Annotated in this window: 18 protein-coding genes; 7 read left to right on the top strand and 11 right to left on the bottom strand. The window is 69.8% G+C overall.

Annotated elements, in window-relative coordinates:
- Positions 1 to 87 precede the first annotated feature (87 nt).
- The 4 genes from C8D78_RS08045 (at position 88) to C8D78_RS08060 (ending at position 4,294) form a co-directional block, all read left to right on the top strand.
- The gene (locus C8D78_RS08045) at positions 88 to 1,128 is read left to right on the top strand and encodes a DMT family transporter (RefSeq protein ID WP_244208311.1); all 1,041 of its coding nucleotides are present in this window, start codon (positions 88 to 90) and stop codon (positions 1,126 to 1,128) included.
- 9 nt (positions 1,129 to 1,137) lie between these two features.
- A complete protein-coding gene (locus C8D78_RS08050) occupies positions 1,138 to 1,590 on the top strand; it encodes a metallopeptidase family protein (protein ID WP_120952078.1) in 453 nt (150 codons plus the stop codon).
- Positions 1,591 to 1,600: 10 nt separating this feature from the next.
- Entirely contained in the window at positions 1,601 to 2,527 is a 927-nt protein-coding gene (locus C8D78_RS08055; protein ID WP_120952081.1) for a cation diffusion facilitator family transporter, read from the top strand.
- A 276-nt stretch (positions 2,528 to 2,803) separates the two neighbouring features.
- A complete protein-coding gene (locus tag C8D78_RS08060; RefSeq protein ID WP_120952084.1) occupies positions 2,804 to 4,294 on the top strand; it encodes a C40 family peptidase in 1,491 nt (496 codons plus the stop codon).
- 66 nt (positions 4,295 to 4,360) lie between these two features.
- Here C8D78_RS08060 and C8D78_RS08065 read toward each other — a convergent pair whose 3' ends face one another.
- The 6 genes from C8D78_RS08065 to C8D78_RS08090 form a co-directional block, all read right to left on the bottom strand.
- The gene (locus C8D78_RS08065; RefSeq protein ID WP_120952087.1) at positions 4,361 to 5,173 is read right to left on the bottom strand and encodes an ABC transporter permease; all 813 of its coding nucleotides are present in this window, start codon (positions 5,171 to 5,173) and stop codon (positions 4,361 to 4,363) included.
- 100 nt (positions 5,174 to 5,273) lie between these two features.
- A complete protein-coding gene (locus tag C8D78_RS08070) occupies positions 5,274 to 6,323 on the bottom strand; it encodes an ABC transporter ATP-binding protein (RefSeq protein ID WP_120952090.1) in 1,050 nt (349 codons plus the stop codon).
- A gap of 40 nt (positions 6,324 to 6,363) precedes the next feature.
- Positions 6,364 to 7,437, bottom strand: coding sequence for a LolA family protein (locus C8D78_RS08075; protein ID WP_120952093.1), 1,074 nt, complete (start codon positions 7,435 to 7,437; stop codon positions 6,364 to 6,366).
- Positions 7,438 to 7,597: 160 nt separating this feature from the next.
- A complete protein-coding gene (locus C8D78_RS08080; RefSeq protein WP_120952096.1) occupies positions 7,598 to 8,311 on the bottom strand; it encodes a hypothetical protein in 714 nt (237 codons plus the stop codon).
- Between the two features lie 120 nt (positions 8,312 to 8,431).
- The gene (locus tag C8D78_RS08085; RefSeq protein ID WP_120952099.1) at positions 8,432 to 11,203 is read right to left on the bottom strand and encodes a PEP/pyruvate-binding domain-containing protein; all 2,772 of its coding nucleotides are present in this window, start codon (positions 11,201 to 11,203) and stop codon (positions 8,432 to 8,434) included.
- Positions 11,204 to 11,246: 43 nt separating this feature from the next.
- Positions 11,247 to 12,284: a universal stress protein gene (locus C8D78_RS08090; RefSeq protein ID WP_120952102.1), complete on the bottom strand. Its 1,038-nt coding sequence runs from the start codon at positions 12,282 to 12,284 to the stop codon at positions 11,247 to 11,249.
- Between the two features lie 472 nt (positions 12,285 to 12,756).
- Here C8D78_RS08090 and C8D78_RS08095 point away from each other — a divergent pair, with 472 nt between their 5' ends.
- Positions 12,757 to 13,389: an NAD(P)/FAD-dependent oxidoreductase gene (locus C8D78_RS08095; protein WP_120952105.1), complete on the top strand. Its 633-nt coding sequence runs from the start codon at positions 12,757 to 12,759 to the stop codon at positions 13,387 to 13,389.
- 86 nt (positions 13,390 to 13,475) lie between these two features.
- Here the strand turns inward: C8D78_RS08095 and C8D78_RS08100 are convergent, their stop codons facing one another.
- A complete protein-coding gene (locus C8D78_RS08100; protein ID WP_120952108.1) occupies positions 13,476 to 14,078 on the bottom strand; it encodes a copper resistance CopC family protein in 603 nt (200 codons plus the stop codon).
- Positions 14,079 to 14,198: 120 nt separating this feature from the next.
- On the opposite strand from C8D78_RS08100, the gene C8D78_RS08105 reads away from it, so the two are divergent.
- Both C8D78_RS08105 and hutG read left to right on the top strand, forming a co-directional pair.
- Positions 14,199 to 15,641: an NCS2 family permease gene (locus tag C8D78_RS08105; RefSeq protein WP_120952111.1), complete on the top strand. Its 1,443-nt coding sequence runs from the start codon at positions 14,199 to 14,201 to the stop codon at positions 15,639 to 15,641.
- 192 nt (positions 15,642 to 15,833) lie between these two features.
- Entirely contained in the window at positions 15,834 to 16,796 is a 963-nt protein-coding gene (hutG, locus tag C8D78_RS08110) for a formimidoylglutamase (protein ID WP_120952114.1), read from the top strand.
- A gap of 164 nt (positions 16,797 to 16,960) precedes the next feature.
- Here hutG and C8D78_RS08115 read toward each other — a convergent pair whose 3' ends face one another.
- The 4 genes from C8D78_RS08115 to C8D78_RS08130 form a co-directional block, all read right to left on the bottom strand.
- Positions 16,961 to 17,197, bottom strand: a complete 237-nt coding sequence (locus C8D78_RS08115) for a hypothetical protein (protein WP_120952117.1) — start codon at positions 17,195 to 17,197, stop codon at positions 16,961 to 16,963.
- 150 nt (positions 17,198 to 17,347) lie between these two features.
- Positions 17,348 to 18,940 (bottom strand): histidine ammonia-lyase, encoded by a 1,593-nt coding sequence (hutH, locus tag C8D78_RS08120; RefSeq protein ID WP_120952120.1) that lies wholly within the window; start codon positions 18,938 to 18,940, stop codon positions 17,348 to 17,350.
- A gap of 116 nt (positions 18,941 to 19,056) precedes the next feature.
- Positions 19,057 to 20,754, bottom strand: coding sequence for a urocanate hydratase (locus tag C8D78_RS08125; protein ID WP_120952123.1), 1,698 nt, complete (start codon positions 20,752 to 20,754; stop codon positions 19,057 to 19,059).
- A gap of 317 nt (positions 20,755 to 21,071) precedes the next feature.
- Entirely contained in the window at positions 21,072 to 21,962 is an 891-nt protein-coding gene (locus tag C8D78_RS08130) for an IclR family transcriptional regulator (RefSeq protein ID WP_244208312.1), read from the bottom strand.
- Positions 21,963 to 22,048: the final 86 nt, after the last annotated feature.

Genomic DNA, 22,048 nt, shown 5'->3' on the forward strand with positions numbered 1-22,048 from the left:
AGCTTGGCGGAAACTTTGGCGGTAAACCGCTTAGACGTGGCCGATTTCCGCCAGTAGTGACCGCGCGGGAACGGCTAGATTGGCAGCATGGCAACAACCGCAACAGACTCATCCAACCCGGACCACCCCCAGCCGGGCGGCACCCACGAAGTGCCCTCCCGGGCGGCCACCCCCGCTTCCGCTTCCGCCCCCGTTCCCGTCCGTCCCAGCCGCCCAGCGCGCACGCCCCGGCAGGCCCGCCCAGGAGCGCCCGGCCAGCCGGCCCCGATCAGCCGGCTCGGCATCGCCGCCGTCGTGGTCACCGTGGTCCTCTGGGCCTCCGCATTCGTGGGCATCCGGGCAGTGGGCCCCAGCTTCGCCCCCGGCCCCCTGACGCTCGGCCGGCTGGCCGTTGCCGCCGTCGTGCTGGGCCTGGTGGTGGTGCCGAAACTCAAGGGGCTGCCCCGGGGCCGTGAATGGTGGCCCATCCTGGGCTATGGCGTCATGTGGTTCGGCGGCTACAACTTGGCGCTGAACGCCGCCGAACACATGCTCGACGCGGGCACGGCGGCCCTGCTGATCAACGTCAACCCCATCCTCGTCGCCGTCATGGCCGGCGTGATCCTGAAGGAAGGGTTCCCGCGCTGGCTCATCATCGGCAGCCTGATCGCGTTCAGCGGCGTGGCCGTGATCGCCCTCGGTTCAGGCCAGCGGTCGACGGCGGACGTGGCCGGTGTGCTGCTGTGCCTGCTCGCCGCAGCACTGGCGGCGGTGAGCGTGATCGTCCAAAAGCCGGTGCTGCGGAAGTTCCCGGCCGCCCAGGCCACGTGGTTCGGCATCATGGTGGGCGCGGTCTGCTGCCTCCCCTTCGGCGGCCAGTTGATCACCGAACTGCAGGCCGCTCCCCTGCCGGCCACCCTGGGCCTGGTCTATCTGGGCATCTTCCCCACTGCGATCGCGTTCACCACCTGGGCCTACGCCCTGTCCCTGATTGACGCGGGGCGCCTGGCCGCCACCACCTATCTGGTGCCGGGCACCACCATCCTGATCTCCTGGCTGGTCCTCGGCGAGATCCCCACCGTCTGGGGCCTGGTGGGCGGCGTGATCTGCCTTGTGGGCGTGGGACTGACCCGGCGCCGGTCCCGCTAGAGTTTCCCTATGCCTCCGTCCCTCCCGCCCGGCCTGCCGATCGTTCCGAACGGCGGGGACGGCGGGGACGGCGGTGACGGCCCCTGCGACGGACCGTTTCCGATGTCGGAGGCGGATTTTGAGGCCGCCGTCAGCGACGCCCTGGCACGGATCCCGCCGGAACTGGCGAACACCATGAACAATGTCGCGATCTTCATCGAGGACGACTACACCCCGCAGGCCGGGGAGGACCCGGACACCGTGCTTCTGGGGCTGTATGAGGGCGTTCCGCTGACCGAACGGGACTCCTGGTGGGACGCCGGTTCCCTGCCGGACCGGATCACAATCTTCCGCCAGCCCATCCTGGATATCTGCGGCTCCAGGGAGGACGTGATCGAGGAAGTCACCGTCACGGTCGTGCACGAGATCGCCCACCACTTCGGCATCAGCGACACGCGCCTGCACGAACTCGGCTGGGGCTAGCCTTATAGGCATGGGACACGACCACAGCCACTCACACGGCATGACCGCCACCGGCACTGCGAAGCACCGCAAACGCCTGGTCGCCGTGTTGGCCATCACGCTCGCCGTGGTGCTCGTGCAGACCGTTGGCGCCGTGATCTCCGGCTCCCTGGCGCTGCTTGCCGACGCCGGGCACATGCTCTCCGACGCCGCCGGCGTCTTCATCGCCCTGCTGGCCGCGTGGATCGCAGCCCGGCCCGCCAGCGACCTGCGCACTTACGGTTACCAGCGCGCCGAGGTCCTCGCGGCGCTGGCAAACGCCCTGGTCCTGATCGTCATCTCCGTGGTCATCTTCACCGAGGCCATCCGCCGTCTCAGCTCAGCCCCGGAAGTCCACACCGGCATCATGCTCTCCGCGGCGGTCCTCGGCGCCGTCGCCAATCTGGCGTCCCTGCTGATCCTGCGCGGGGCCCAAAAGGAAAGCCTCAATGTCCGCGGCGCCTACCTGGAAGTCCTGGGCGACCTGCTGGGGTCCTTTGCCGTCATCGCGGCCGCCCTGGTCATCATGGTCACCGGGTTCCGGACGGCAGACACCATTGCATCCATCCTCATCGCCCTCATGATCCTGCCCCGGGCCTGGCACCTGCTGCGGGACGTGGTGGACGTGCTCCTCGAAGCCACCCCCAAGGGTGTGGACGTCCAGATGATCCGCGAGCACATCCTTGCGGTGGACGGAGTGGTCTCCGTGCATGACATCCACATCTGGACCATCACCTCGGGAGTCCCGGTCTTCTCCGCCCATGTGGTGGTGGAGGACGCGGCGCTCAGTGCCCGCGGCGCCGACCGGGTCCTGGACAAGCTCAGCACCTGCCTGGGCTCCCACTTCGACACGGAGCACTGCACCTTCCAGCTCGAGCCCGCCACACACTCGGAGCACGAGGCCCACCAGCACGCCTGATCCGCCCGAACCGGCGCCAAGGCCGGCGTCGCCGCCCGGATTCCGGCTGCCCGGCGGAGTGCCCCTCATGCTGCCGCTCAGCCCGCCGCCCGGACACACCCTCCGCAAAAGAGACCAAATGACATCATTGTTGTTTATGTTATTGGTGTGACTCGTGTTGCCAAAGGGGCAATTGGCACGTAGCCTCATGCCTGCTGGGTGATCCACAGAGGGGCTTTTTTACGTGCCAAATCCAACCTCGCTCATTCCAGCCTGAGACTTCAGCGAGGTTTGCCCATGAGCTGGACCGGATCCGGTCGCAAGACCGCTTCGCTCTGCACTGCCGTCGTCCTCCTTGGAACGCTCGCGCTCCCGGCACAGGCAGCGCCCCTGTCTTCCGGGCCAGAGCACGGGGCGCTCCCGGCCGCGGTGCGGGTTCCGGCGTCGCCGGAGATCCCCTCGCCGGGCGAGATCGCCGCCGCCAAGTCCAGTGAGAGCGCGACGGCGGCGGAGGTCACCCGGATCGACGGGCTCCTGGCCACTGCCTCGGCCGCCCAGGAAACCAGCCTCGGCGCTTCCATGCAGGCCAACAATGCGTACGGCGAGGCCCTCGTCGAGCTGGCCACGCGACGTGAGGCAGCGTCCGTCGCGGCCGCCCGGGCTGCCGCCGCCCAGGCACAACAGGCCAAAACCCGCAAGCAGCTCGGCCAGCTGGCAGGCGACCTCTACCGCAACGGCGGCCTGAATCCTGCCCTGAGCAGCTTCGTCAGCGGCACGGGTCAGGCGCTCGAAGACGCCGCAACCCTGGAGGCCGTGACGGCCGGCCGCGCGCGGGCGTTCCAGTCCGCGGAAACCGCGGCGGCCGCCGCACAGTCGCTGACGGACTCCGCAGCGGACGCCAAGCGTGCCGCCGACGAGGCCGCAGCAACGGCGGAAGCCCGCAAGTCAGACGCCGATCGTGCCACCGCCGCCCAGCGCCAAGTCGTGACGGATGCCAAGGTGCAGCGGGGCGCGCTCGTAACCCAGCTGGCAAGCCTCAAACACACCACGGCCGCGCTGGAATCGGCACGGGTGGACGCCCTGGACCGCCAGCGCCAGCAGCAGCAGCTGGCAGCACTGACTGCGGCCGCGAACGCCGAGCCGCAGCCGGGCGCCGGCTCGCAGGCTGCACCGGCACCACAGCAGGCCCCCGCAGCATCGGGAGGGGGCGGCCCGGTCGCCCAGCAGCCGGCTGCTCCGGCGCAGGCACCGGCGCCCGACTACGCACCGTCGCCCGTACCGGCACCCGCACCGGCACCGGCCCCGGTTCCCGCACCTGTTCCGGTACAGGCTCCCGTTCCGGCTCCTGTTCCTGCACCTGCTCCGGTTCCCGTTCCCGTTCCCGTTCCGGCGCCCATTCCGGCGCCCATCTCCGGCGGCTCCAACCAGACCGCGATTTCCGTTGCGCTCGGCAAGACCGGCTCGCCGTTCTTCTACCAGTACGGCGGAACCGGGGCCTACGGTTTTGACTGCTCCGGGCTGGTGCAGAACGCGTTTGCGGCAGCTGGCAAATATCTGCCCCGCACGGCCTCCGAGCAGTTCGCGCAAGCCCCCGTCCACGTCCCGCTTTCCCAGGCGCAGCCGGGCGACCTGCTGGTTTGGGGTTCGGCTCCGGGTTTCTATCACGTGGCCATCTACCTCGGCGGCGGCCGTGTGGTCCAGGCTCTCAATCCCGACGCCGGCATTACGGTGACCGATGTTGCCGCCATGTCCGGGATGCAGCTCTACGGCTACGTGGCGCGCTACTGATTCCCGTCGTTGGTCCGCGGTTTGGGTGCCCGGTTCCGAGGTCCGGTCCCCCAGCCGGTTCCGAGGCTAGGACAGCACGTCCTTGGTGATGAACCTGCCGTAGGCCAGCGCCCCGAAGACGGCGACGTAGCCACCCTGCAGGACCGCGTTCGCGGCGAAGGATTCCCAGGACACCGGCTGCCGGAGGAGATCACCAAAGTCCAGCCAATAGTGGCTGAACAGCCAAGGATGCAGCCAGTCCAGTTGCGGGAGTGCGTCCAGGACCTGCGAAACGACGGAAAGCACCACGGTGGCCGCCATGGCCCCCACCGGAACATCGGTCAGGGTGGAGATGAACAGGCCGATCGCCGATAACCCGAGCAGCGAAAGCGCAAGGTAGGCGGCAATAAGCAGGAGCCGCGCCAATGCCTCGCCGGTTCCGATCCTGTCCCCGGAAAGCAACGTCACCGGTCCCACCGGGAAGAGCGCCGCGCCGATTCCGGCCCCGGCCAGAGCCACCACGAGCGGGGCAACAACGACGAACACCGCCGCGCCGCCGTACTTGACGAGCAATAGGCGGATCCTCCCGGCCGGGGCGACCAGCAGATACCGGAGGGTTCCCTGCCCGGCTTCGCCGGCAATCGTGTCTCCGGCCACCACGCCGACGGTCAGCGGCAGGAACAGCGGAACGGAGACCACCATGGCCGTAACGCCAACGAACAGGCCGTTCTGGGTGATCCGGTCCAAAAAGGCCGGCCCCCGGCCCGCAGGAACAGCGGAGGAGACCCGCACTGCCACGGCGATCAGGATGGGGATGGCCGCCAGCGCGCACAACATGGCCCACGTCCGGCGGCGGCGGAACAGCAGCCCGAGCTCGGAGGCCAGCAGCCCGCCCGTCATGGACCGGCGCCGTACCGGCGGGCCGGCTGCCGTTGCGGCGCGGGCAGGGCCGCCGGCCGCACCGGCGGCGTCAGCAGCTGCGGCGCCCGCGGATGAACGGTCACTGGACAACGTCGAACCCCTCTCCCGTCAACGCCACGAATCGGTCCTCGAGGCTGGCCTGTTCGGTCGCGAAGCCGCGGACCCGGACCCCCGCCGCGACGAGCGCAGCCACCATGGCTTCCGGCGCCACGGGCTCTCCCGCCCCCGCGAACTCCCCGGGTGCGGCGGTCTGCCGGTCCGCCCGCCGCGTTGCGACGAGGACCGCATCCCTCCCGGCGGGAGTGCCGGGACGGACACCGCCCGGGGGCGCGCCGCCGTCGGGACTCAAGATAACGGCGAGGCCCAGGCCGGTCAGCACGTGCGCCGCGGCGCCGGGGTCCGGAGTCAGCACCCGGATCCACGCCTGGCCTGCCCCGCGCAGTTCCGCCAGGGTTCCCTGTGCCACAAGCCGGCCCGCGCTCATGATGGCCGCATGCGTGCAGATCTGCTCCACTTCGGCGAGCAGGTGGCTGGAGACGAATACCGTGGCGCCGTCGGCCGCGAGGGACCGGACCAGGCTCCGCACCTCACGGGTGCCCTGGGGGTCGAGTCCGTTGGTGGGCTCATCGAGCACCAGCAGTTCGCGCGGACCCAGCAAGGCGTTGGCGATCCCCAGCCGCTGTTTCATCCCCAGCGAATAGGCCCGGACCTTCTTGTCCGCGGCGTGCGTCAATCCGACCCGCTCCAGGGCTGACTGGACCCGGGCGTGCCGCGTGGAGGCCGAGCCGTAGGGGTCCGCGGCGTCCATGCGGCGCAGATTGGCGGCGCCGGAGAGGAACGGGTAAAAGGCCGGCCCCTCGACCAGGGCCCCCACCCGGGGCAGCACGTCATGGAGTTTGCCGGGCATTTCCTCGCCCAGGACGCGCATGGAGCCACCGGTGGCCGCGGCCAGGCCGAGCAGGAGCCTGATGGTGGTGGTCTTCCCCGAGCCGTTGGGGCCCAGGAAGCCGAAGACCGCGCCTTTCGGCACGGCCAGATCGACGTCGTCGACGGCCAGCTGCTGGCCGAACCGTTTGGTCAGGCCCTTGGTTTCGATGCTCAGCTCGGCCGCCGGCCCGGGGGCGCTCACGCGGCCGTCACCGGGGTGCCGCCGGATACCGTGCCCGCGCTCACTTCTTCGCGGCAGCGGTCTGGAGCCGCTCCGGCGGCACGGAGCCGGCGAAGACCCGCCCGTCGTCGAGCACCAGCACGTTCACCAGCGCCGTGGACAAGAGCCGGCCGCCTTGGACCGGAACAGTGGCCTGCTGAAGCAGTGCCGCGGCGTTCGACGCCGGGCCGGCCGTTCCCGCGGGGAACTCGATCACTGAGTCCCAGCCGGTGCCGGTGACTGCCGGTTTGTGGGCGCTGCCCTTGGATTGGGGCGCAGTGTGCCGGGAGTCTTGTCCCTGCTTGTGCGCCGGGACCGTCATCTCTTTCACGGTGGCGCCCGGCGGCGGGCTGAAATTAAAGACGGATGCGTCAGGGGCTCCGAGGGTCAGGCTGGTGTAGGCGACGCGGAAGGCCGGATCCGCCTGTCCGCGCGCCTTGACCTCGACGCCCAGCGGGAGCCCGGTCTGGCCGTCCACGGCGACCGCGATGGACGCGACCAGGGTCGCGTCGGACTTCGGAGTGAGCACGAGGTTATAGGCGGCCCGGCCGGCAACCCGGACGTCTGTGCCCACCGTGACGGCCGTGCTGGAATCGATTTTGGCCAGGAGTGCTGCTGCGAGCTGGTCGGGAGTGGCTGTGGCGTCCGTGGCGCCGGGGTGACCGGCGCCGTCAGCCGGGATCCGGGCGTGGGCGGCGGTGTTGTCCTTGGAGTTGTAGAGCCAGACGTCGTTGCCGTGGCGCGTGGCATCCCGTTCCGCCAGCCGGTCCATCACCTGGATGCGGGCGTTCTCCGGCCCGTCGCGATAGACCCGCGCCGTGTGCGGACCTGTCAGGAGTTCGAGCCAAGCGGCGCTTGACGCGTCAGTGCCGGCTCCTGTTTTGGGGAGCTCGGGAAGGCCGAGATTGGAGGATTGTTCCAGGGTCCCGGAGAGGGCGGGCTCTCCGTGCCGGGCAACCAGCTCCAGCACTTGCTGCGGGGTCTTGGGCGGCAGGGGATCCCCCGCGCTGGCGGGGAGGGATCCGGTCAGGGCACCCGCGGCGATGACGGCAGGAACAGCAGCGGCGGGCAGCCAGCGCAACCACTTGCGCGTCATCGGGACCGCGCTCCAAAACTGCGTGCCCCAAAATTGAAGGCACCCGGACTCGACGGTCCACCTATCCGCGGCTGAGGAATGCGCGCTCCAGTGCAGCTCATACGTCAACATTACGCCTGGGCGGGCCCGCACGCTTGTGCTGGACCCGCGAAGTGCGGCCCTACTTCAGGACGTTGATCGTCAGCTCCACCGCGCCAAGCAGGAGAGCCAGTACGGAGGTGCCCAGGCCCGCCACGAGCAGGAGCCCGGGATGGGCCAGGCCCAACACCACCCGCCTCAGCCGCGGCCTGTCGCGCAGGAACTTCTTGGGCACGGCACCGGGTTCCGGAGTCTGCTTCCAGCCCCGGAGCCGCCGCAGGAACCAGGCGCAGCGAATGATGAAGGCCAGCCACAGCACGGAGACCACCAGCGGAATCGCGGCCAGCAGGAGGTTGAAACCCACCGCGGTGACCTCGCGCTCCGACGCGCCGACAAGTGACTGCACGGTGGTGGAGATCGAGGCGCTCATGACCACGGACACACCCCACACGAGGAATGCTGCGATCAGGGCGAGGAAGCGGACAAAGAAGTGGCCCAGCACCGAGTCGCGGCGCGGCTTCAGGTACCGGCGCGGGGTGGCGTGCAGCAGGGCGATGCTGGCCAGCAGCGTCGGCAGCGCGGCCATGCCCACCAGCACATACCAGGACCACCCGGCCAGATCCAGGAATTCGTCGGCCACGATCAGCGCCGCCCAGAATCCGGTCCAGGCCCATCCGGCCGTCAGGGGATGCTCTACTACCCACGCCGGCAGCCACGCGTCCCGGTCCGGCGTGCCCGCGGCAGGGACTGCGGCCGTCCCGGGCGGCGGGCCGTCGGAACCGCGCACTTCGCTCATGGCCCCACTGTAGCGATCAGGCCGGTCGCGCGGCGCCCGGCCTGATGCCCGCCTGTGGTGCCCCGTTTGGTTTCCGAGGGCCGCCGTCGACGCCGGACGTACGGCGTTAGCTGGCCGGCGCTAGCTGGCCGGCGTCACGGTGCCGGCTGCGCCGTCGACCGTGACGTTCTGGCCCGTGGCAATCCGCGACGTCGCGTCCGGGACGCCCACCACCGCGGGGATGCCGTATTCCCGTGCGACGACGGCGCCGTGGGAGTTGGGTCCGCCCATTTCCATCACGAGCCCGCCGGCCGTCAGGAACAACGGCGTCCAGCCGGGATCCGTGGACGGCGCTACGAGGATCTCGCCCGGTTCCAGGCGCGCGCCTTGCGGATCCAGGATCACACGGGCCCTGGCGGTGACGGTTCCGGCGGACGCCGGCGTCCCGGAAAGCCTCCCCGCCGGGACCCCGGCGCGGGTCCCGGCGGCGCCGGTCTGCCCGGCGTCGGGCTGCACTGCTTCGGGTTCAGTCCCGTCGGAGAGCAGGACGCGGGGAATGTGGCGTCGGCCCAGTTCAGCCTGGTACGCCTCCCGGCGCTGCTGCACGATCCCCTGCAGTGCGGCGCCGCGCAGACCAACGTGCGCCTCGGTCAGGTCCAGGAAGAAGATGTCGTCTGCAGCGTCGATGGCGCCGGCCGCGGCGAGTTCGGCCCCCACCGCGGCGAGCTGCTGCCGGACGGCGCCGAGCGCCTCCACGAGGTGGTACTTGGGCAGTTCGCGCAACCCGGCGAACATCCGGGTCCGCCTCAGCGCCGCCCGCGCGGCCGCGCCATGCAGGCGGCTTCGCCGGGCGGCCGCGGCCACGAGCCGCTCCACCTGCGCGTCCGCCTCCCGCGCCGCCTTCTCGAACTGCCGGTCCGGGGCGAGCGCGGGGTCTTCCACGCGCAGATAGTTGGCGAGGACCCCGAGGATGTGGGTGGGATCGTCAGACCAGCGGGGCATGCCGAGGTCGATCTCCGCCACCGCGCGCTGGCCGTACCGGCTCAGGAAGCCCGAGAGCCCGTGCTGCGCGATGCGGGGAAGCTCCCCGGTCCGGTACCGCCGGGCCAGCTCGGGCAGCGCGGCCCCGCTGAACGCTGCCGCCGACGCCGGGTCGTTCCGGATGGCGGCAGCCACCTGCCAGAGGTCCAGGTCCATTTCGGTGGTCACGTTGTTGGGCAGCCCCCGCAGGACGTCCTGCAGCGCCCCGTTGCCCGGGCTCCCCCCGAGTTTCCCGGCGACGGCCAGCAGGGCGAATCCCAGCGCCGGCAAAGGCATGAGGGCCGGAACCACCGGAAAGACGGTCCGGCCCAGGATCCGCTCAACGTGGTCCAGCCGCTGCGCGGCGGTGGCGTCGGAGGGCACGGTGAGCGAGGTCCTGAGCTGTTGGCCCACCCGGTCTGCCCGTCGGAGCGCATCCTCGGGCCGGATCAGGGCGCGGATCAGCGTCTCCGGGACTCTTGCCCGCGCCGCCACCGGGACGAGGTGGCGCAGGAGCCGCCACGGCGAGGTTGAGACGATGGAGAAGTTCGGATCGGTGAAGAGTTGGCGCAGCACGACGGCGGAGCGCGCCTCCATGATGTCGAACACCCGGGGGACGATCGCGCGCCCCGTTTTGCTCCTGACCACGGCCGTGAGATCGAAGAAAATGCGCTGTCCGGCCTCCACATACGGCGAGGGACCATCCCGGGGTGCCGGCACCGGGAACTGCGCCGCCCGCGCCACGGAGGACGCGATCAGCCGGATCCCGGCGAGGCCCATCGGCGTCAGGGGCCTGGTCAGCCCCTGGGCGAGGCTGAAGCACAGGTAGACGCGCGGCCCGGGTCCGGAGGTCGGCTTGTCCGGCATTGGATAGAGCGTGGTGATGGGCCTGGATTGTGTCAGCCACACGGCGCCGTCCTGGCCGATGGCCCATTCGAGGTCCTGCGGCGAGCCGAAGTGCACCTCCGCGCGGCGGCCCAGAAGTTCCAGCGCGGCCAGTTGGGCGTCGTCCAGGCTTGGCGCGGACCCGGCGCCGGGCTGCGCCACCCGTTCGGTTCCGCCGCCGGGCAGGGCCCGGATCAGCAGGCCCTTGTCCCCGATCCTGCGCTCCAGGACCTGTCCAGTGCCGCCGTCGAGCACGAAGTGATCCGGGTTGACGGCCCCGGACACCACCGCCTCCCCCAAGCCCGGACTGGCGTCGATGACGGCCTCGTGCCGTCGCCCGGTCACAGGGTTGGCGGTGAACAGGACCCCCGCCACGGCCGCGTCCACCATGCGCTGGCCCACCACCGCGAGGGACACGGCGGAGGGGCCGATGCCCTGCACGGCCCGGTACGTCACCGCTCGGTCTGTCCAGAGCGAGGCCCAGCACCGGCGGACGGCAGCCAGCACGGCATCGGCGCCGACCACGTTCAGGAATGTGTCCTGCTGCCCGGCGAAACTGGCGAACGGCAGGTCCTCGGCGGTCGCGGAAGACCGCACCGCGACCGCAGTGCCGGGGCCCAGCGCCGCGTACGCGGCCCGCACCGCGGCGTCGATGCCGGCCGGGACGTCGGCGTCGAGCACCAGCGCGCGGGCCTTCGCGGCGAGGGCAGCCAGCGCCGGCAGGTCATCGGGGGCGGTCGCGGCGAGCGCAGTGTGCACGTCCGCCAGCGCCGGGGAGGCCGTGGCGTCCAGGTAGGCCCGGGTGGTCAGGCAGAAGCCGTCGGGAACGGGCAGGCCGGCGCGCGTCAGCTCGCCGAGGTTGGCCGCCTTGCCGCCGACCTCGGCCAGCATGTCCTGGCCGAGGCGTTCCAGGGCCAGGACCGGGTCGCCCGGGATTTGCGTTTCCGGGGCCCGAGTTTCCAGGGCCTGTGTTTCCAGCGCCGGGTCCGGCGTCACGGGATGTTCCATCTGCGGACAGTCCTTCCGTCGTTGGGCCCGTAGCGCCGGGACGTCAGGAGTCGCCGAGCATGGGCCCGAAGCTGGCCCGGTCCGCCAGCCGCGGGTCGTCGCGGTCCGGCACCACCATGACGGGCCCCTTGGCGTGGTGGAGGACGCCGTCGGAGGTGGAGCCCAGCAGCATTCCGGTGAAGCCGCCGCGTCCGCGGGTGCCGACCACCAGGAGTTCCACATGACGGCTGGCCTCGACCAGGATGTCCACCGGGGAGCCGTCCACGAGCTGCGTCTCCACCTGCAAATTGGGGAAATGGCTCCGCAGCCAGGCCACGCCGGCGTCGAGCTGGACCTTGATGTCGGCGAAGAGGGCATCGCGGTCCATCGGCGTGGGCACCCATGCCAGCGAGCCGGTGTACTGGGGCACGGCGCACACCAGCCGCAGCCGGGCGGAAAGCCGCTGGGCCTGGGCGGCGGCTTCCAGGACCGCGACGCGGGCCTGCTCGGACCCGTCGACGCCGGCCACCACGACGTTCTCGATCGGCTGGAAGCCGGACTTGGCCCGTTCGGCCAGGACGTGCTTGTCGCTCGTGGATTCACCCAGGCGGTCGGCGCAGATCAGCGGCACGGTGACCGTGGGGCATTTCGCGTGGGCGGGCAGGGCGCTGCTGACGGAGCCCAGGAGCCGGCCCACGAAGCCGCCGCGGCCGCGGGACCCGAAGACCAGAAGCTCGGCGGTTTCGCTGAGTTCCAGCAGCACGCCGGACGCGTCCCCGTTTTCCACGGACCCGTCGACGTCGATGTTGTAACTGGCCACCTTGTCGAGTGCGTGCTTGAGAATGGCTTCGGCACCTTCACGGATGACGGAGTCGTCCACCGTGGCGTATCCACCGTCGAGTCCGGACGCGGCGAAGATCGGAACCGAGTAGGCGGTCACGATGTGCAGCGGGCGGCCGCGGCGCTCCGCCTCCCGAGCTGCCCAGACGAGGGCGCAGTGGCTGTGGTCCGAACCATCCACGCCGACCACGATTCCCCGAGGAGGCGCCGGTTGGCCGCCGGTCTCCCATTCCGGCTCCGGATGCACCTGTTCACGGCCCATGGGGTCCGCCTCCTCGCGATTCTTGCCTGATGTTGCGGCTATTCTGCCAGACGTACCTGCACCCGGCGTGCACCGGCGAGGCGACCCGGAATCTGCGCGCAGGAACCCCTGATTTTCCTCACTATTCTCGGTTAATTGCGAACACACAAGGTGGCTGCCGGGGGTTCCCGGACCGTCCGGAATCCAAGGATTTACGCAGAGTTAACACGCCGTTGGATGGCCGGGTTTTCCGGGCTTTCCGCGGGGTCCCCGGCGGAGGCCGGGCCCGGCAACCACGGAAATCCGGCGGTTCGGCCAATGTCCTACCTCCTCTATCCATGGGCCGGAATCTTAGGTATCCTTCGAGGCGTTGCTGAACCGAGACTGGCATTTCAGAACGCAGCCGCTGGGGTTGCGGAACCAGTCTCAAATCAGCGTCCGGGGTTGACCCCGCGACTGGCACATTTCGAGGAGGTACCCTGCAGTGTCGAGCATGCCTTTGTACGGCGGGATTGAGCGGACCACGGCCGTAGTCATCGGTACGGGGCTCTCTGGCCTGGCTGTTGCCAGCGAGCTCCAACGCCGCGGTGTCGCGTCCATCATTGTGGACGGCCTCGACCTTCTAGGTGCCGGGAATCCGGCCAATACTTCCTCGCTCCAGCGCTGCGACGCGGCGGATGCCGCCAGTTTGAAGGAGCGCAACGAAATCCTGCGGCATCTGCGTAACTACGCCGCAAGCCACAAGCTCGACGTCCGGAACAACATCCGGGCCCTGCAGCTGGACCACCTTGAGGCCGGGACGGACGCGGACCGCACGGAGAAATGGGCCGTCCAGACCCCGGGCGGCGTCCTCCTGGCCGATCACCTGGTCCTGACGCGCTGCGCCCACAGCCAACTGCGGCGGATGCTCTCGCAGCTGGGTATGGCCGCGGGGCAAAACCTCATGACGGCGATGCATGCCCTGGGGATGTACCTCGTCGGGGTGGGCGAGCTCATTACCCCCACGCCGAAGGAAGTCCTGCGCCAGGCCAAGGTGGTGGGACAGGCGATCTCCGCCAAGGTCTACCCGGATGGCGTACCCGCGCTGCTCCCCGGCGGCTTTGCCCTGACGGCGGCTCCGGCCTAGCACCGCGGGCCACAGCAACGCGGGGTCAGATACGGCCCATCGCGGGGCGCCGGATGGGCGCGAAGTGACCCCGCGTTGCCCCTAAGTCAGCTGTCGGTGCCGCCGTCGGTGTCGGTGTCCGGGGTGAGGCGGCGCTTGGCCATCAGGCCCAAGGCCACCAGGATGCCGATGCCCACGGCAACGAAGCCCATGACGCTCCAGGGAAACGGGGGTGACACGTTCGACGACGCCGGGGCCGGGGCTGGCGTGATGCCCGGCTGGGCGGTGCCCATCGTGGGGACCGCGGCAGCCGCCGTCGTGCCGGTTGCTGCAGCCGTCGCGGTGAAGGTGAAGCTGCCCTCGATCGGGTGGCCGTCGGAGCTGGCCACCCGCCAGCGCACGGTGTAGTGCCCCGCCGGGGCGCCCGATTTCAGTTTCTGCGCGGCGACGTTGTCCACGATCTCCACCGGTCCGTCCGCCCAGTTGGCGCCGGTGGCATCGTTGACCAGGATTTGCGATCCCAGGGCCAGCGGATTGTGGTCGAACGTGACCGAGACCTTCTCCGGGGGCGCCGGGAGGGTTGCACCGGCGGCCGGGCTCGTGGACTCCGCGGTATCGTGCGCCGACGCCGGGCCCACGGTTCCCAGCAATAGGGCAACGAGGACGACGACGCCGAGCAGGGCGCTGCGAAGCTGTCGGATAAGGCGCATGGGCAGGCTACTCCTAGTGTTGTCTTCCTTACAGACTAGGTGAAAACGCAGGGTTGGCCCCCGGGCGCCCAATAGGCTTAGGTAACATCCATCACTCCCGGAGGACCAATGCAAGGACTAATGCTCAAGCGGGGCTCTGCCCTCGATCGGTATTTCAAGATTTCCGAGCGGGGGTCGAACGTCTCGCGCGAAATCCGCGGAGGCTTCGCCACGTTCTTCGCCATGAGCTACATCGTGGTGCTGAACCCCCTGATCCTCTCCGGGCCGGATTCCACCGGCGCGACGCTCGGCTTCCCCGCGGTCGCCGCCGTCACCGCCCTCGTGGCCGGCATCCTGACGATCCTCATGGGCGCGTGGGCCAAGCACCCCTTCGCCCTGGCGACCGGTCTGGGCGTCAACGCGTTCGTCGCCGTCACGGTGGCCACCAACCCCGGCCTGTCCTGGCCGGACATGATGGGCCTGGTGATGCTCTCGGGCGTCACCATGCTGATCCTCGTGCTCACCGGCTTCCGGACGGCCGTGTTCAAGGCCGTTCCGGAGGGGCTGAAAACCGCGATCGTGGTCGGCATCGGCCTCTTTATCGCCCTTATCGGTCTCGTCAACGCCGGCTTCGTGCGCCGTATCCCGGACGTCGCCGGCACCACCGTGCCCGTGGGCCTGGGCTTCGACGGCAAACTGCTGGGCTGGCCTACCCTGGTGTTCGTCTTCGGCCTGATCCTGACCATCGCCCTGGTGGTCCGCAAGGTCAAGGGCGCGATCCTGATCGGCATCGTCGCCTCGACCATCCTGTCCGTGATCCTGGAAGCGACGCTGCACATCGGCCCCAGCTTCGACGGCAAGACCCACAACCCGCAGGGCTGGTCCCTCGTGGCGCCCAAGTTCACCGGGTGGGCGGCTCCGGACCTGTCGCTGATCGGCAAGGCCAACCCCTTCGGCGCCTTTGAGCACCTCGGCTTCGTCGCGGCGACCCTGCTGGCATTCGTGATCCTGCTGAGCATCTTCTTCGACGCCATGGGCACCATGGTGGGCCTGGCCACCGAGGCCGGCACCATCGACAAGGACGGCAACATCCCCAACGTGGACCGCGTGCTGCAGGTGGACGCCCTCGGCGCGATCATCGGCGGCGGCGCCTCCGTCTCCTCGAACCAGATCTACGTCGAATCCGGTGCCGGCATCGGCGAGGGCGCCCGGACCGGCCTGGCGTCGATCGTCACCGGTCTGTTGTTCCTCGTGGCCATGTTCTTCACCCCGCTGATCAACCTCGTGCCGTTCGAGGCCGTGGCCCCCGCCCTGGTGATCGTCGGCTTCATGATGGTCTCCCAGGTGGGCAAGATCGACTGGCAGGACTGGGGCATCGCGATCCCGGCCTTCCTGACCTTCACCCTCATGCCGTTCACCTACTCGATCGCCAACGGCCTGGGCGCGGGCTTCATTACCTTCGTCCTGATCCGCACTGTCCAGGGCCGCGCACGCGAAGTGCACCCGCTCATGTGGGTTGTGGCCGCGGCGTTCCTCCTGTTCTTCGCCATCGGCCCGATCGAAGCGGCACTCGGCATCCACTAGGTCCTCCCCGCTTTCCCGCTCGCCGGGACGGCAGGTCGCGGCACCGTTCTTCAATGAGCGTTGCCGCGACCTGCCGTCCCGGCGCTGTTTAAGGCGCTGTTTAAGGTGCTCCCCAAGGAGGTTTCCGGGATTCCGGACGCTTCCACGGCGGAGCGGCTGGTTTTCCGGTGCCGGCTGAGGTGAGCTAGGACCATGGAATCCCCTGCGCTCACCGTTGATGTCCCGCCGCAGCCCTGGACCGGCCGGTTTGATGGCGAGGGCGCCGAGCACCGCCGCTGGTGGCAGGCGGTGACCCCGTACGCCGGGGCCGCCAGTGCGGCCACGCCCTCCGCCGGCGCGCGGCCCGCCGTCATCCTCGGCTTTGGCAGCGATGAAGGCGTACGCCGCAACAAGGGCCGCCCCGGCGCCGCGGCCGCCCCCGCAGCCATCAGGGCAGCCCTGGGCCCGCTCGCCTTCCACCTTGACCGGGACGTGCTCGACGCCGGCGACGTCACCGTGCGCGACGCGTCCCTGGAATCCGGCCAGGCACGCGCCGGGGCGGCCATCTCCCGGCTCATCGACGCCGGTCAGCTTCCCGTGGTGCTGGGCGGCGGGCACGAGACCGCGTTCGCCAGCTACCTCGGCGTGGCCGGATCGGCGGCCGTGCGCGAAGGCCTCACGGTCGGCGTCCTGAACCTCGACGCGCACTTCGACCTCCGCGACGAACCCGTGCCCAGTTCGGGCACGCCATTCCTGCAGATGGCCCGAGCCGAAGCCGCCGCCGGACGCGCACTTCGCTACGCCGTCGTCGGGATTTCCGAGCCGAACAACACCCGGGCGCTGTTCCGGACCGCGGAGGAACTCGGCGTGGAATACCTGCTGGACGAGGACTGCACGGCCGAGGCCGCACAGGTATTCGTGGCGGCGTTCCTGGCTCAAGTGGACGCCCTGTACCTGACGATCGACCTGGATGTTTTGCCCGCTTCCGTGGCCCCCGGTGTGAGCGCCCCGGCGGCGTACGGCGTGCCGCTCCCGGTCATCAGCGCCGTGTGCCGGCAGGTGGCAGCGAGCGGGAAGCTCCTGCACCTGGATATTGCGGAGCTGAACCCGGAGTTCGACGTCGACGCCCGCACCGCCAAAGTGGCCGCCCGGCTGGTCAACACGCTGCTGGGGTAGGCCGCGGCGGCAACGTCAAGGGCGCCGGACGCGTGACCGCGGGTCCGGTCCGCGCGGCGGGGCACCCCCGCGCTCCCCCGCCCCGGACGCAGAAAGTCCCCGCCCTCCGTTACCGGACCGCGCAAGGCGGTCCGGCCGGGGAGGACGGGGACTTCGTCTGGGGACTAGCTGCGGCGAACCTGCACGCCGTCGGACTGCAGGAAAATCTGCGTCTCGGACGGAACGGCGGGAACCAGCCAGAGCACATTTCCGCTCAGTGAGACTTCTTCGACCTCACCGGCCGCAATGACCTGTGCGTGTTGGACGATTTCGACCCGTTCGCCGGCCCGGAGGCCGCTCCAGTCGGAAACCGTGGCTGCGGATGCAAGGCGCCTGGACAGAACCGTGCCGCGTGCTTTCATGAACTTTTACCCCTTTGTATGTGTTCTTTGCCACAACGTCATTGGTGTGGACTTTCATTTGTACTACAGTTCCCGGGCCCCCGCTGGCCGTGTCGCCAAAGATTTCGGGGGCGCCGGGAATTGTTCAGCTGCAGTGCACTTTGTTTCTTCTCAGGCGAGATTTCCGACGGCGGATTCGGCCGCCGCCCGGACCCCGCCGGAGGCCACCAGGACGTCGGCGGCTTCGAGTTCCGGCGACAGGAACCTGTCGGTGCCCGGGCCGTCCACAACTTCGCGCAGCGCGGCGATCACGGCCGTGCCCGCGGGGCCCGGCGTCAGTTCGCCGCCAGAGACCTGCGTGCGGATATCCAGCGCCCGGGCCGAGGTCACCAGTTCGATCGCCAGGACGCGGCGCAGGTTCTCCACGGCGCGGCGGACCTTGCGGGCCGCGTGCCAGCCCATGGAGACGTGGTCCTCCTGCATCGCCGAGCTCGGGATCGAGTCCACCGACGCCGGGACGGCCAGCCGCTTGTTGTCCGAGACCAGCCCGGCCTGGGTGTACTGGGCGATCATGAGGCCCGAGTCGACGCCGGGATCCGAGGCGAGGAACGCGGGCAGCCCGTGCGAGCGGGCCGGGTCCAGCATCCGGTCGGTCCGGCGCTCCGCGATGGAGCTCAGGTCCGCGACGGCGATGGCCAGGAAGTCCAGCACGTAGGCCACCGGGGCGCCGTGGAAGTTGCCGTTGGAGCTGACGCGGCCGTCGGGCAGGACCACCGGGTTGTCGATCGCCGCGGCCAGTTCGCGGGAGGCGACCAGGGCCGCGTGGTCCACGGTGTCACGGACGGCGCCGGCCACCTGGGGTGCGCAACGCAGCGAGTAGGCGTCCTGGACCTTGGTGTCGTTGATCCGGTGCGAGGCCACAATCGGGGAGTTGGACAGGACCCGGAGCATGTTGTCCGCGGCGGCAGCCTGGCCCGGGTGCGGGCGCAGCGCTGCGTGCAGCTCGGGCAGGAACACCTGGTCGGTGCCGAGCAGCGCCTCGACGCTGAGCGCGGCGGTGATGTCCGCCGTCGTGAGCAGCTGGCGGATGTCCGCGATGGCCATCAGGAGCATGCCCAGCATGCCTTCGGTGCCGTTGACGAGGGCCAGGCCCTCCTTTTCGGCCAGGGTGACGGGTTCGATGCCGTGGGCGGCGAGGAGTTCCGCGACGGGTCGGCCGTCCTTGCCGCCGTAGAGCTCTCCGTCGGGGCCGGTTGCTTCGCCTTCGCCCATGAGGACCAGGGCGCAGTGCGAGAGCGGCGCGAGGTCGCCGGAGCAGCCGAGCGAGCCGAATTCGCGGACCACGGGGGTGATGCCGGCGTTGAGGACGTCCACCATGGTCTGCAGCACGACGGGGCGGACGCCTGTCCGGCCGGAGGCGAGGGTCTTGGCGCGCAGGAACATGATGCCGCGGACCACTTCGCGTTCCACGGCGGGGCCCATGCCGGCGGCGTGGCTGCGGATCAGGGATTTTTGCAGCTGGGTGCGCAGCTCGTTGGGGATGTGCCGGTTGGCCAGGGCGCCGAAGCCGGTGGAGATGCCGTAGGCGGGGACCTCGCTGTGGGCGAGGTCGTCGATGTGGGCGCGGACCTTGGCGACGGCGTCCAGGGCGTCCTGGGCGATGGTCACCTGGGCGTCGTGGCGGGCGACGGCGACAACGTCCTCGGGGGTGACGCCGCTGGAGCCGAGGGTGACGGTGAGCGGTGAGTGGGTTGTGAGAGTCATTGAAATCTACCTAAATCTGGTGGTTGAGCCAGGCTCCCCCATCGATTGCTCCGTAATGGCCCTTTTCAAGGCTCAGAACGGCATTTCCGGAGCAATCGACGGGTTTAGCGGCTGGGTTAGCGGGACTCGGTCATGGGAATGCGGACGCCGCGTTCCTTGGCGACCTCGACGGCGCGGTCGTAGCCGGCGTCGACGTGGCGGATGACGCCCATGCCGGGGTCGTTGGTGAGCAGGCGCTCGAGCTTCTGGGCGGCGAGATCGGTGCCGTCGGCGACGGAAACCTGGCCGGCGTGGATCGAGCGGCCGATGCCGACGCCGCCGCCGTGGTGGATGGAGACCCAGGTTGCGCCGGAGGCGGTGTTGAGCAGGGCGTTGAGCAGCGGCCAGTCGGCAATCGCGTCCGAGCCATCGGCCATGGCCTCGGTCTCGCGGTACGGGGAGGCGACGGACCCGGAGTCGAGGTGGTCGCGGCCGATCACGATGGGCGCCTTGACCTTGCCGTCCTTCACAAGCTGGTTGAACAGCAGGCCGGCCTTGGCGCGGTCGCCGTAGCCCAGCCAGCAGATGCGGGCCGGCAGGCCTTCGAATTCGACGCGGTCCTGTGCGGCGTCGATCCAGCGGTGCAGGTGCTTGTTCTCCGGGAACAATTCCTTGATCGCCGCGTCCGTCACTGCGATGTCCTCGGGGTCGCCGGAAAGCGCAACCCAGCGGAACGGGCCGAGGCCCTCGCAGAAGAGCGGCCGGATGTACGCGGGGACAAAGCCGGGGAACTCGAACGCGCGGTTGTAGCCGCCCTTGCGGGCCTCGTCACGGATGGAGTTGCCGTAGTCGAAGACCTCGGCGCCGGCATCCTGGAACTCGACCATGGCCTGGACGTGCTTGGCCATCGAGGCCTGGGCCTTCTTGGTGAAGCCTTCGGGATCGGCGGCGGCCTCGCGGTGCCACTCCTGGACCGTGATGCCCTCCGGCAGGTAGCTCAGGGGATCATGCGCGGAGGTCTGGTCCGTGACGATGTCGACCGTGAGCTCGCCGGCGTTGTGGCGGCGCAGGATCTCGGGGAAGACGGTGGCGGCGTTGCCGACGTAGCCGACGGACCAGCCGCGGCGCTCCTCCTTGGCCTTGAGCACCTTGGCGATGGCGGCGTCGAGGTCGGTCTCCACTTCGTCGAGGTAGCGCTTGCCGAGACGGCGGCGCAGGTGGCTTTCGTCGACGTCGACAATCAGGCAGGCGCCGTCGTTCAGGGTGACGGCGAGCGGCTGGGCGCCGCCCATGCCGCCGCACCCGCCGGTGAGGGTCAGGGTGCCGGCGAGCGTGCCGTTCTCGTCCCCGGTGAGCTTGCGGGCGATCGCGGCGAACGTCTCGAATGTGCCCTGCAGGATGCCCTGGGTGCCGATGTAGATCCAGGACCCGGCGGTCATCTGGCCGTACATCATCAGGCCCTCGGCCTCGAGCCGGCGGAATTCGGGCCAGGTCGCCCAGTCGCCGACGAGGTTGGAATTGGCCAGCAGGACACGGGGGGCCCACTCATTGGTGCGGAAGACGCCGACCGGCTTGCCGGACTGGACCAGCAGGGTCTCGTCCTTCTCCATGGTTTCCAGGGTGCGGGTGATGGCGTCGAACGCGGCCCAGGACCGGACGGCGCGGCCGGTGCCGCCGTAAACCACGAGGTCATCGGGGCGCTCGGCAACCTCGGGGTCGAGGTTGTTCATGAGCATGCGCAGCGGGGCTTCCGTCTGCCAGCTCTTGGCGGTGAGCTCGGTTCCGCGGGCTGCTTTAACCGGGCGGGCACCGGTGGTGAAATCGGCGGGTGCCATGAGGGGCTCCTTTTCTTGCGGGATGGTCTGTGCTGATGGTGTCTGCGCCAGCTGGTGCCTGCGCTCAACGAATGGGGGTGAATCAGGGAATGAGGGCCTACATCAACTAAAGCCCCTTTGCGGCTGCCGAAACAGGCCCTTCGCCGGGGTGCTGTCCGGGATTCCAGACGCACCCGCCGGGACCGACCGCTGCCGCCACCCTCCCCCGCTCCTCCCTCGTTGCGCTAACACTTTTGGTCGGCAAAACGCGGGAATGGGGACCAAAACTGATAGCGCAAGCTGCGGGCGATGCTGGCGGGCGGGGGCCAGAAGGGGGGTCAGGCGGGGCGGCCGTGGATCCGGACCGAGAGCTCGTCGGCGACCTTCTGCACCTTGGCGGCCAGGGCAGGCCACTGGTCCGCGGGCAGCCTGTCTTCGAGGAACGTCACGGCGACGGCGGCGGTGGGCCAGCCGACGTGGTCGGTCACGGCGGCCGCGATGGAGCCGAAACCGGGGGTCACCTCGCCGTGTTCGGTGGCGTAGCCGCGCTGCCGGACCTGGTCCAGATGGGAGGACAACGCGGAGTATTTCATGATGGGCGACTCGGTCTCGTGACGGGCCGTGAACGCTTCGGCGTTCGGATACAGCGCGCGCACCTGGGACTTCGGCAGCGCCGCGAGAATCGCGCGGCCGCTCGCCGTGAGGTGGCTGGGTAGCCGGACGCCGACGTCGGTCACGAGCGACGGGCGGTTCTTGGCCCGCTCCTCCACGATGTAGAGCACGTCGCGGCCGTGCAGCACTGCCAAGTGCGCGCTTTCGCCGATCGCATCCACGAGCGAGGCCAGCATGGGCCGGCCCAGCCGGGACAGCGGCTCCTGGCGGGAATAGGCCGAACTGAGCTCGAAGGCGCTGATGCCCAGGCCGTAGCGCTGCTCCTCGTGCAGGTGCAGTACGAACCCGTTCGCCTCCATGACCCCGAGCAGGTGGTAGACGCTGGAGCGCGGCAGGCCCAGCGCGGTGGCAATGTTCGACGCCGCCATCGGCCCGCGCTTGGAGGCCAACAGTTTGAGGATGCGAAGGGTGTTTTCTGCCGCCGGCACCTTCGACGCCACCTTGGCGCCGGCAGCCGGGCGTGCGGCGACGGGGGTGCTTATGGCGGCGGCCGTTGTGCGGGCGGCGTTTTGGGCGGCCTCGGACGGGTGGCTCAAGGTGGGGCTGGTGGCTGGCATGGGTCCTCTTCGGAAAATCGGGCGGCGTCTGGTATCCCGTACTTAAGCATGCGCCCAACATGGTCAGCCCGCCAGACCGCGAACGG

It is taken from the genome of Arthrobacter oryzae, assembly GCF_003634095.1.
Lineage (GTDB): Bacteria > Actinomycetota > Actinomycetes > Actinomycetales > Micrococcaceae > Arthrobacter > Arthrobacter oryzae.

Coding starts and splice junctions, on each gene's coding strand:
- C8D78_RS08045 (WP_244208311.1), top strand. CDS start 88: ATGGCAACAACCGCAACAGACTCATCCAACCCGGACCACCCCCAGCCG.
- C8D78_RS08050 (WP_120952078.1), top strand. CDS start 1,138: ATGCCTCCGTCCCTCCCGCCCGGCCTGCCGATCGTTCCGAACGGCGGG.
- C8D78_RS08055 (WP_120952081.1), top strand. CDS start 1,601: ATGGGACACGACCACAGCCACTCACACGGCATGACCGCCACCGGCACT.
- C8D78_RS08060 (WP_120952084.1), top strand. CDS start 2,804: ATGAGCTGGACCGGATCCGGTCGCAAGACCGCTTCGCTCTGCACTGCC.
- C8D78_RS08065 (WP_120952087.1), bottom strand. CDS start 5,173: ATGACGGGCGGGCTGCTGGCCTCCGAGCTCGGGCTGCTGTTCCGCCGC.
- C8D78_RS08075 (WP_120952093.1), bottom strand. CDS start 7,437: ATGACGCGCAAGTGGTTGCGCTGGCTGCCCGCCGCTGCTGTTCCTGCC.
- C8D78_RS08080 (WP_120952096.1), bottom strand. CDS start 8,311: ATGAGCGAAGTGCGCGGTTCCGACGGCCCGCCGCCCGGGACGGCCGCA.
- C8D78_RS08085 (WP_120952099.1), bottom strand. CDS start 11,203: ATGGAACATCCCGTGACGCCGGACCCGGCGCTGGAAACACAGGCCCTG.
- C8D78_RS08090 (WP_120952102.1), bottom strand. CDS start 12,284: ATGGGCCGTGAACAGGTGCATCCGGAGCCGGAATGGGAGACCGGCGGC.
- C8D78_RS08095 (WP_120952105.1), top strand. CDS start 12,757: ATGCCTTTGTACGGCGGGATTGAGCGGACCACGGCCGTAGTCATCGGT.
- C8D78_RS08100 (WP_120952108.1), bottom strand. CDS start 14,078: ATGCGCCTTATCCGACAGCTTCGCAGCGCCCTGCTCGGCGTCGTCGTC.
- C8D78_RS08105 (WP_120952111.1), top strand. CDS start 14,199: ATGCTCAAGCGGGGCTCTGCCCTCGATCGGTATTTCAAGATTTCCGAG.
- hutG (WP_120952114.1), top strand. CDS start 15,834: ATGGAATCCCCTGCGCTCACCGTTGATGTCCCGCCGCAGCCCTGGACC.
- C8D78_RS08115 (WP_120952117.1), bottom strand. CDS start 17,197: ATGAAAGCACGCGGCACGGTTCTGTCCAGGCGCCTTGCATCCGCAGCC.
- hutH (WP_120952120.1), bottom strand. CDS start 18,940: ATGACTCTCACAACCCACTCACCGCTCACCGTCACCCTCGGCTCCAGC.
- C8D78_RS08125 (WP_120952123.1), bottom strand. CDS start 20,754: ATGGCACCCGCCGATTTCACCACCGGTGCCCGCCCGGTTAAAGCAGCC.
- C8D78_RS08130 (WP_244208312.1), bottom strand. CDS start 21,962: ATGCCAGCCACCAGCCCCACCTTGAGCCACCCGTCCGAGGCCGCCCAA.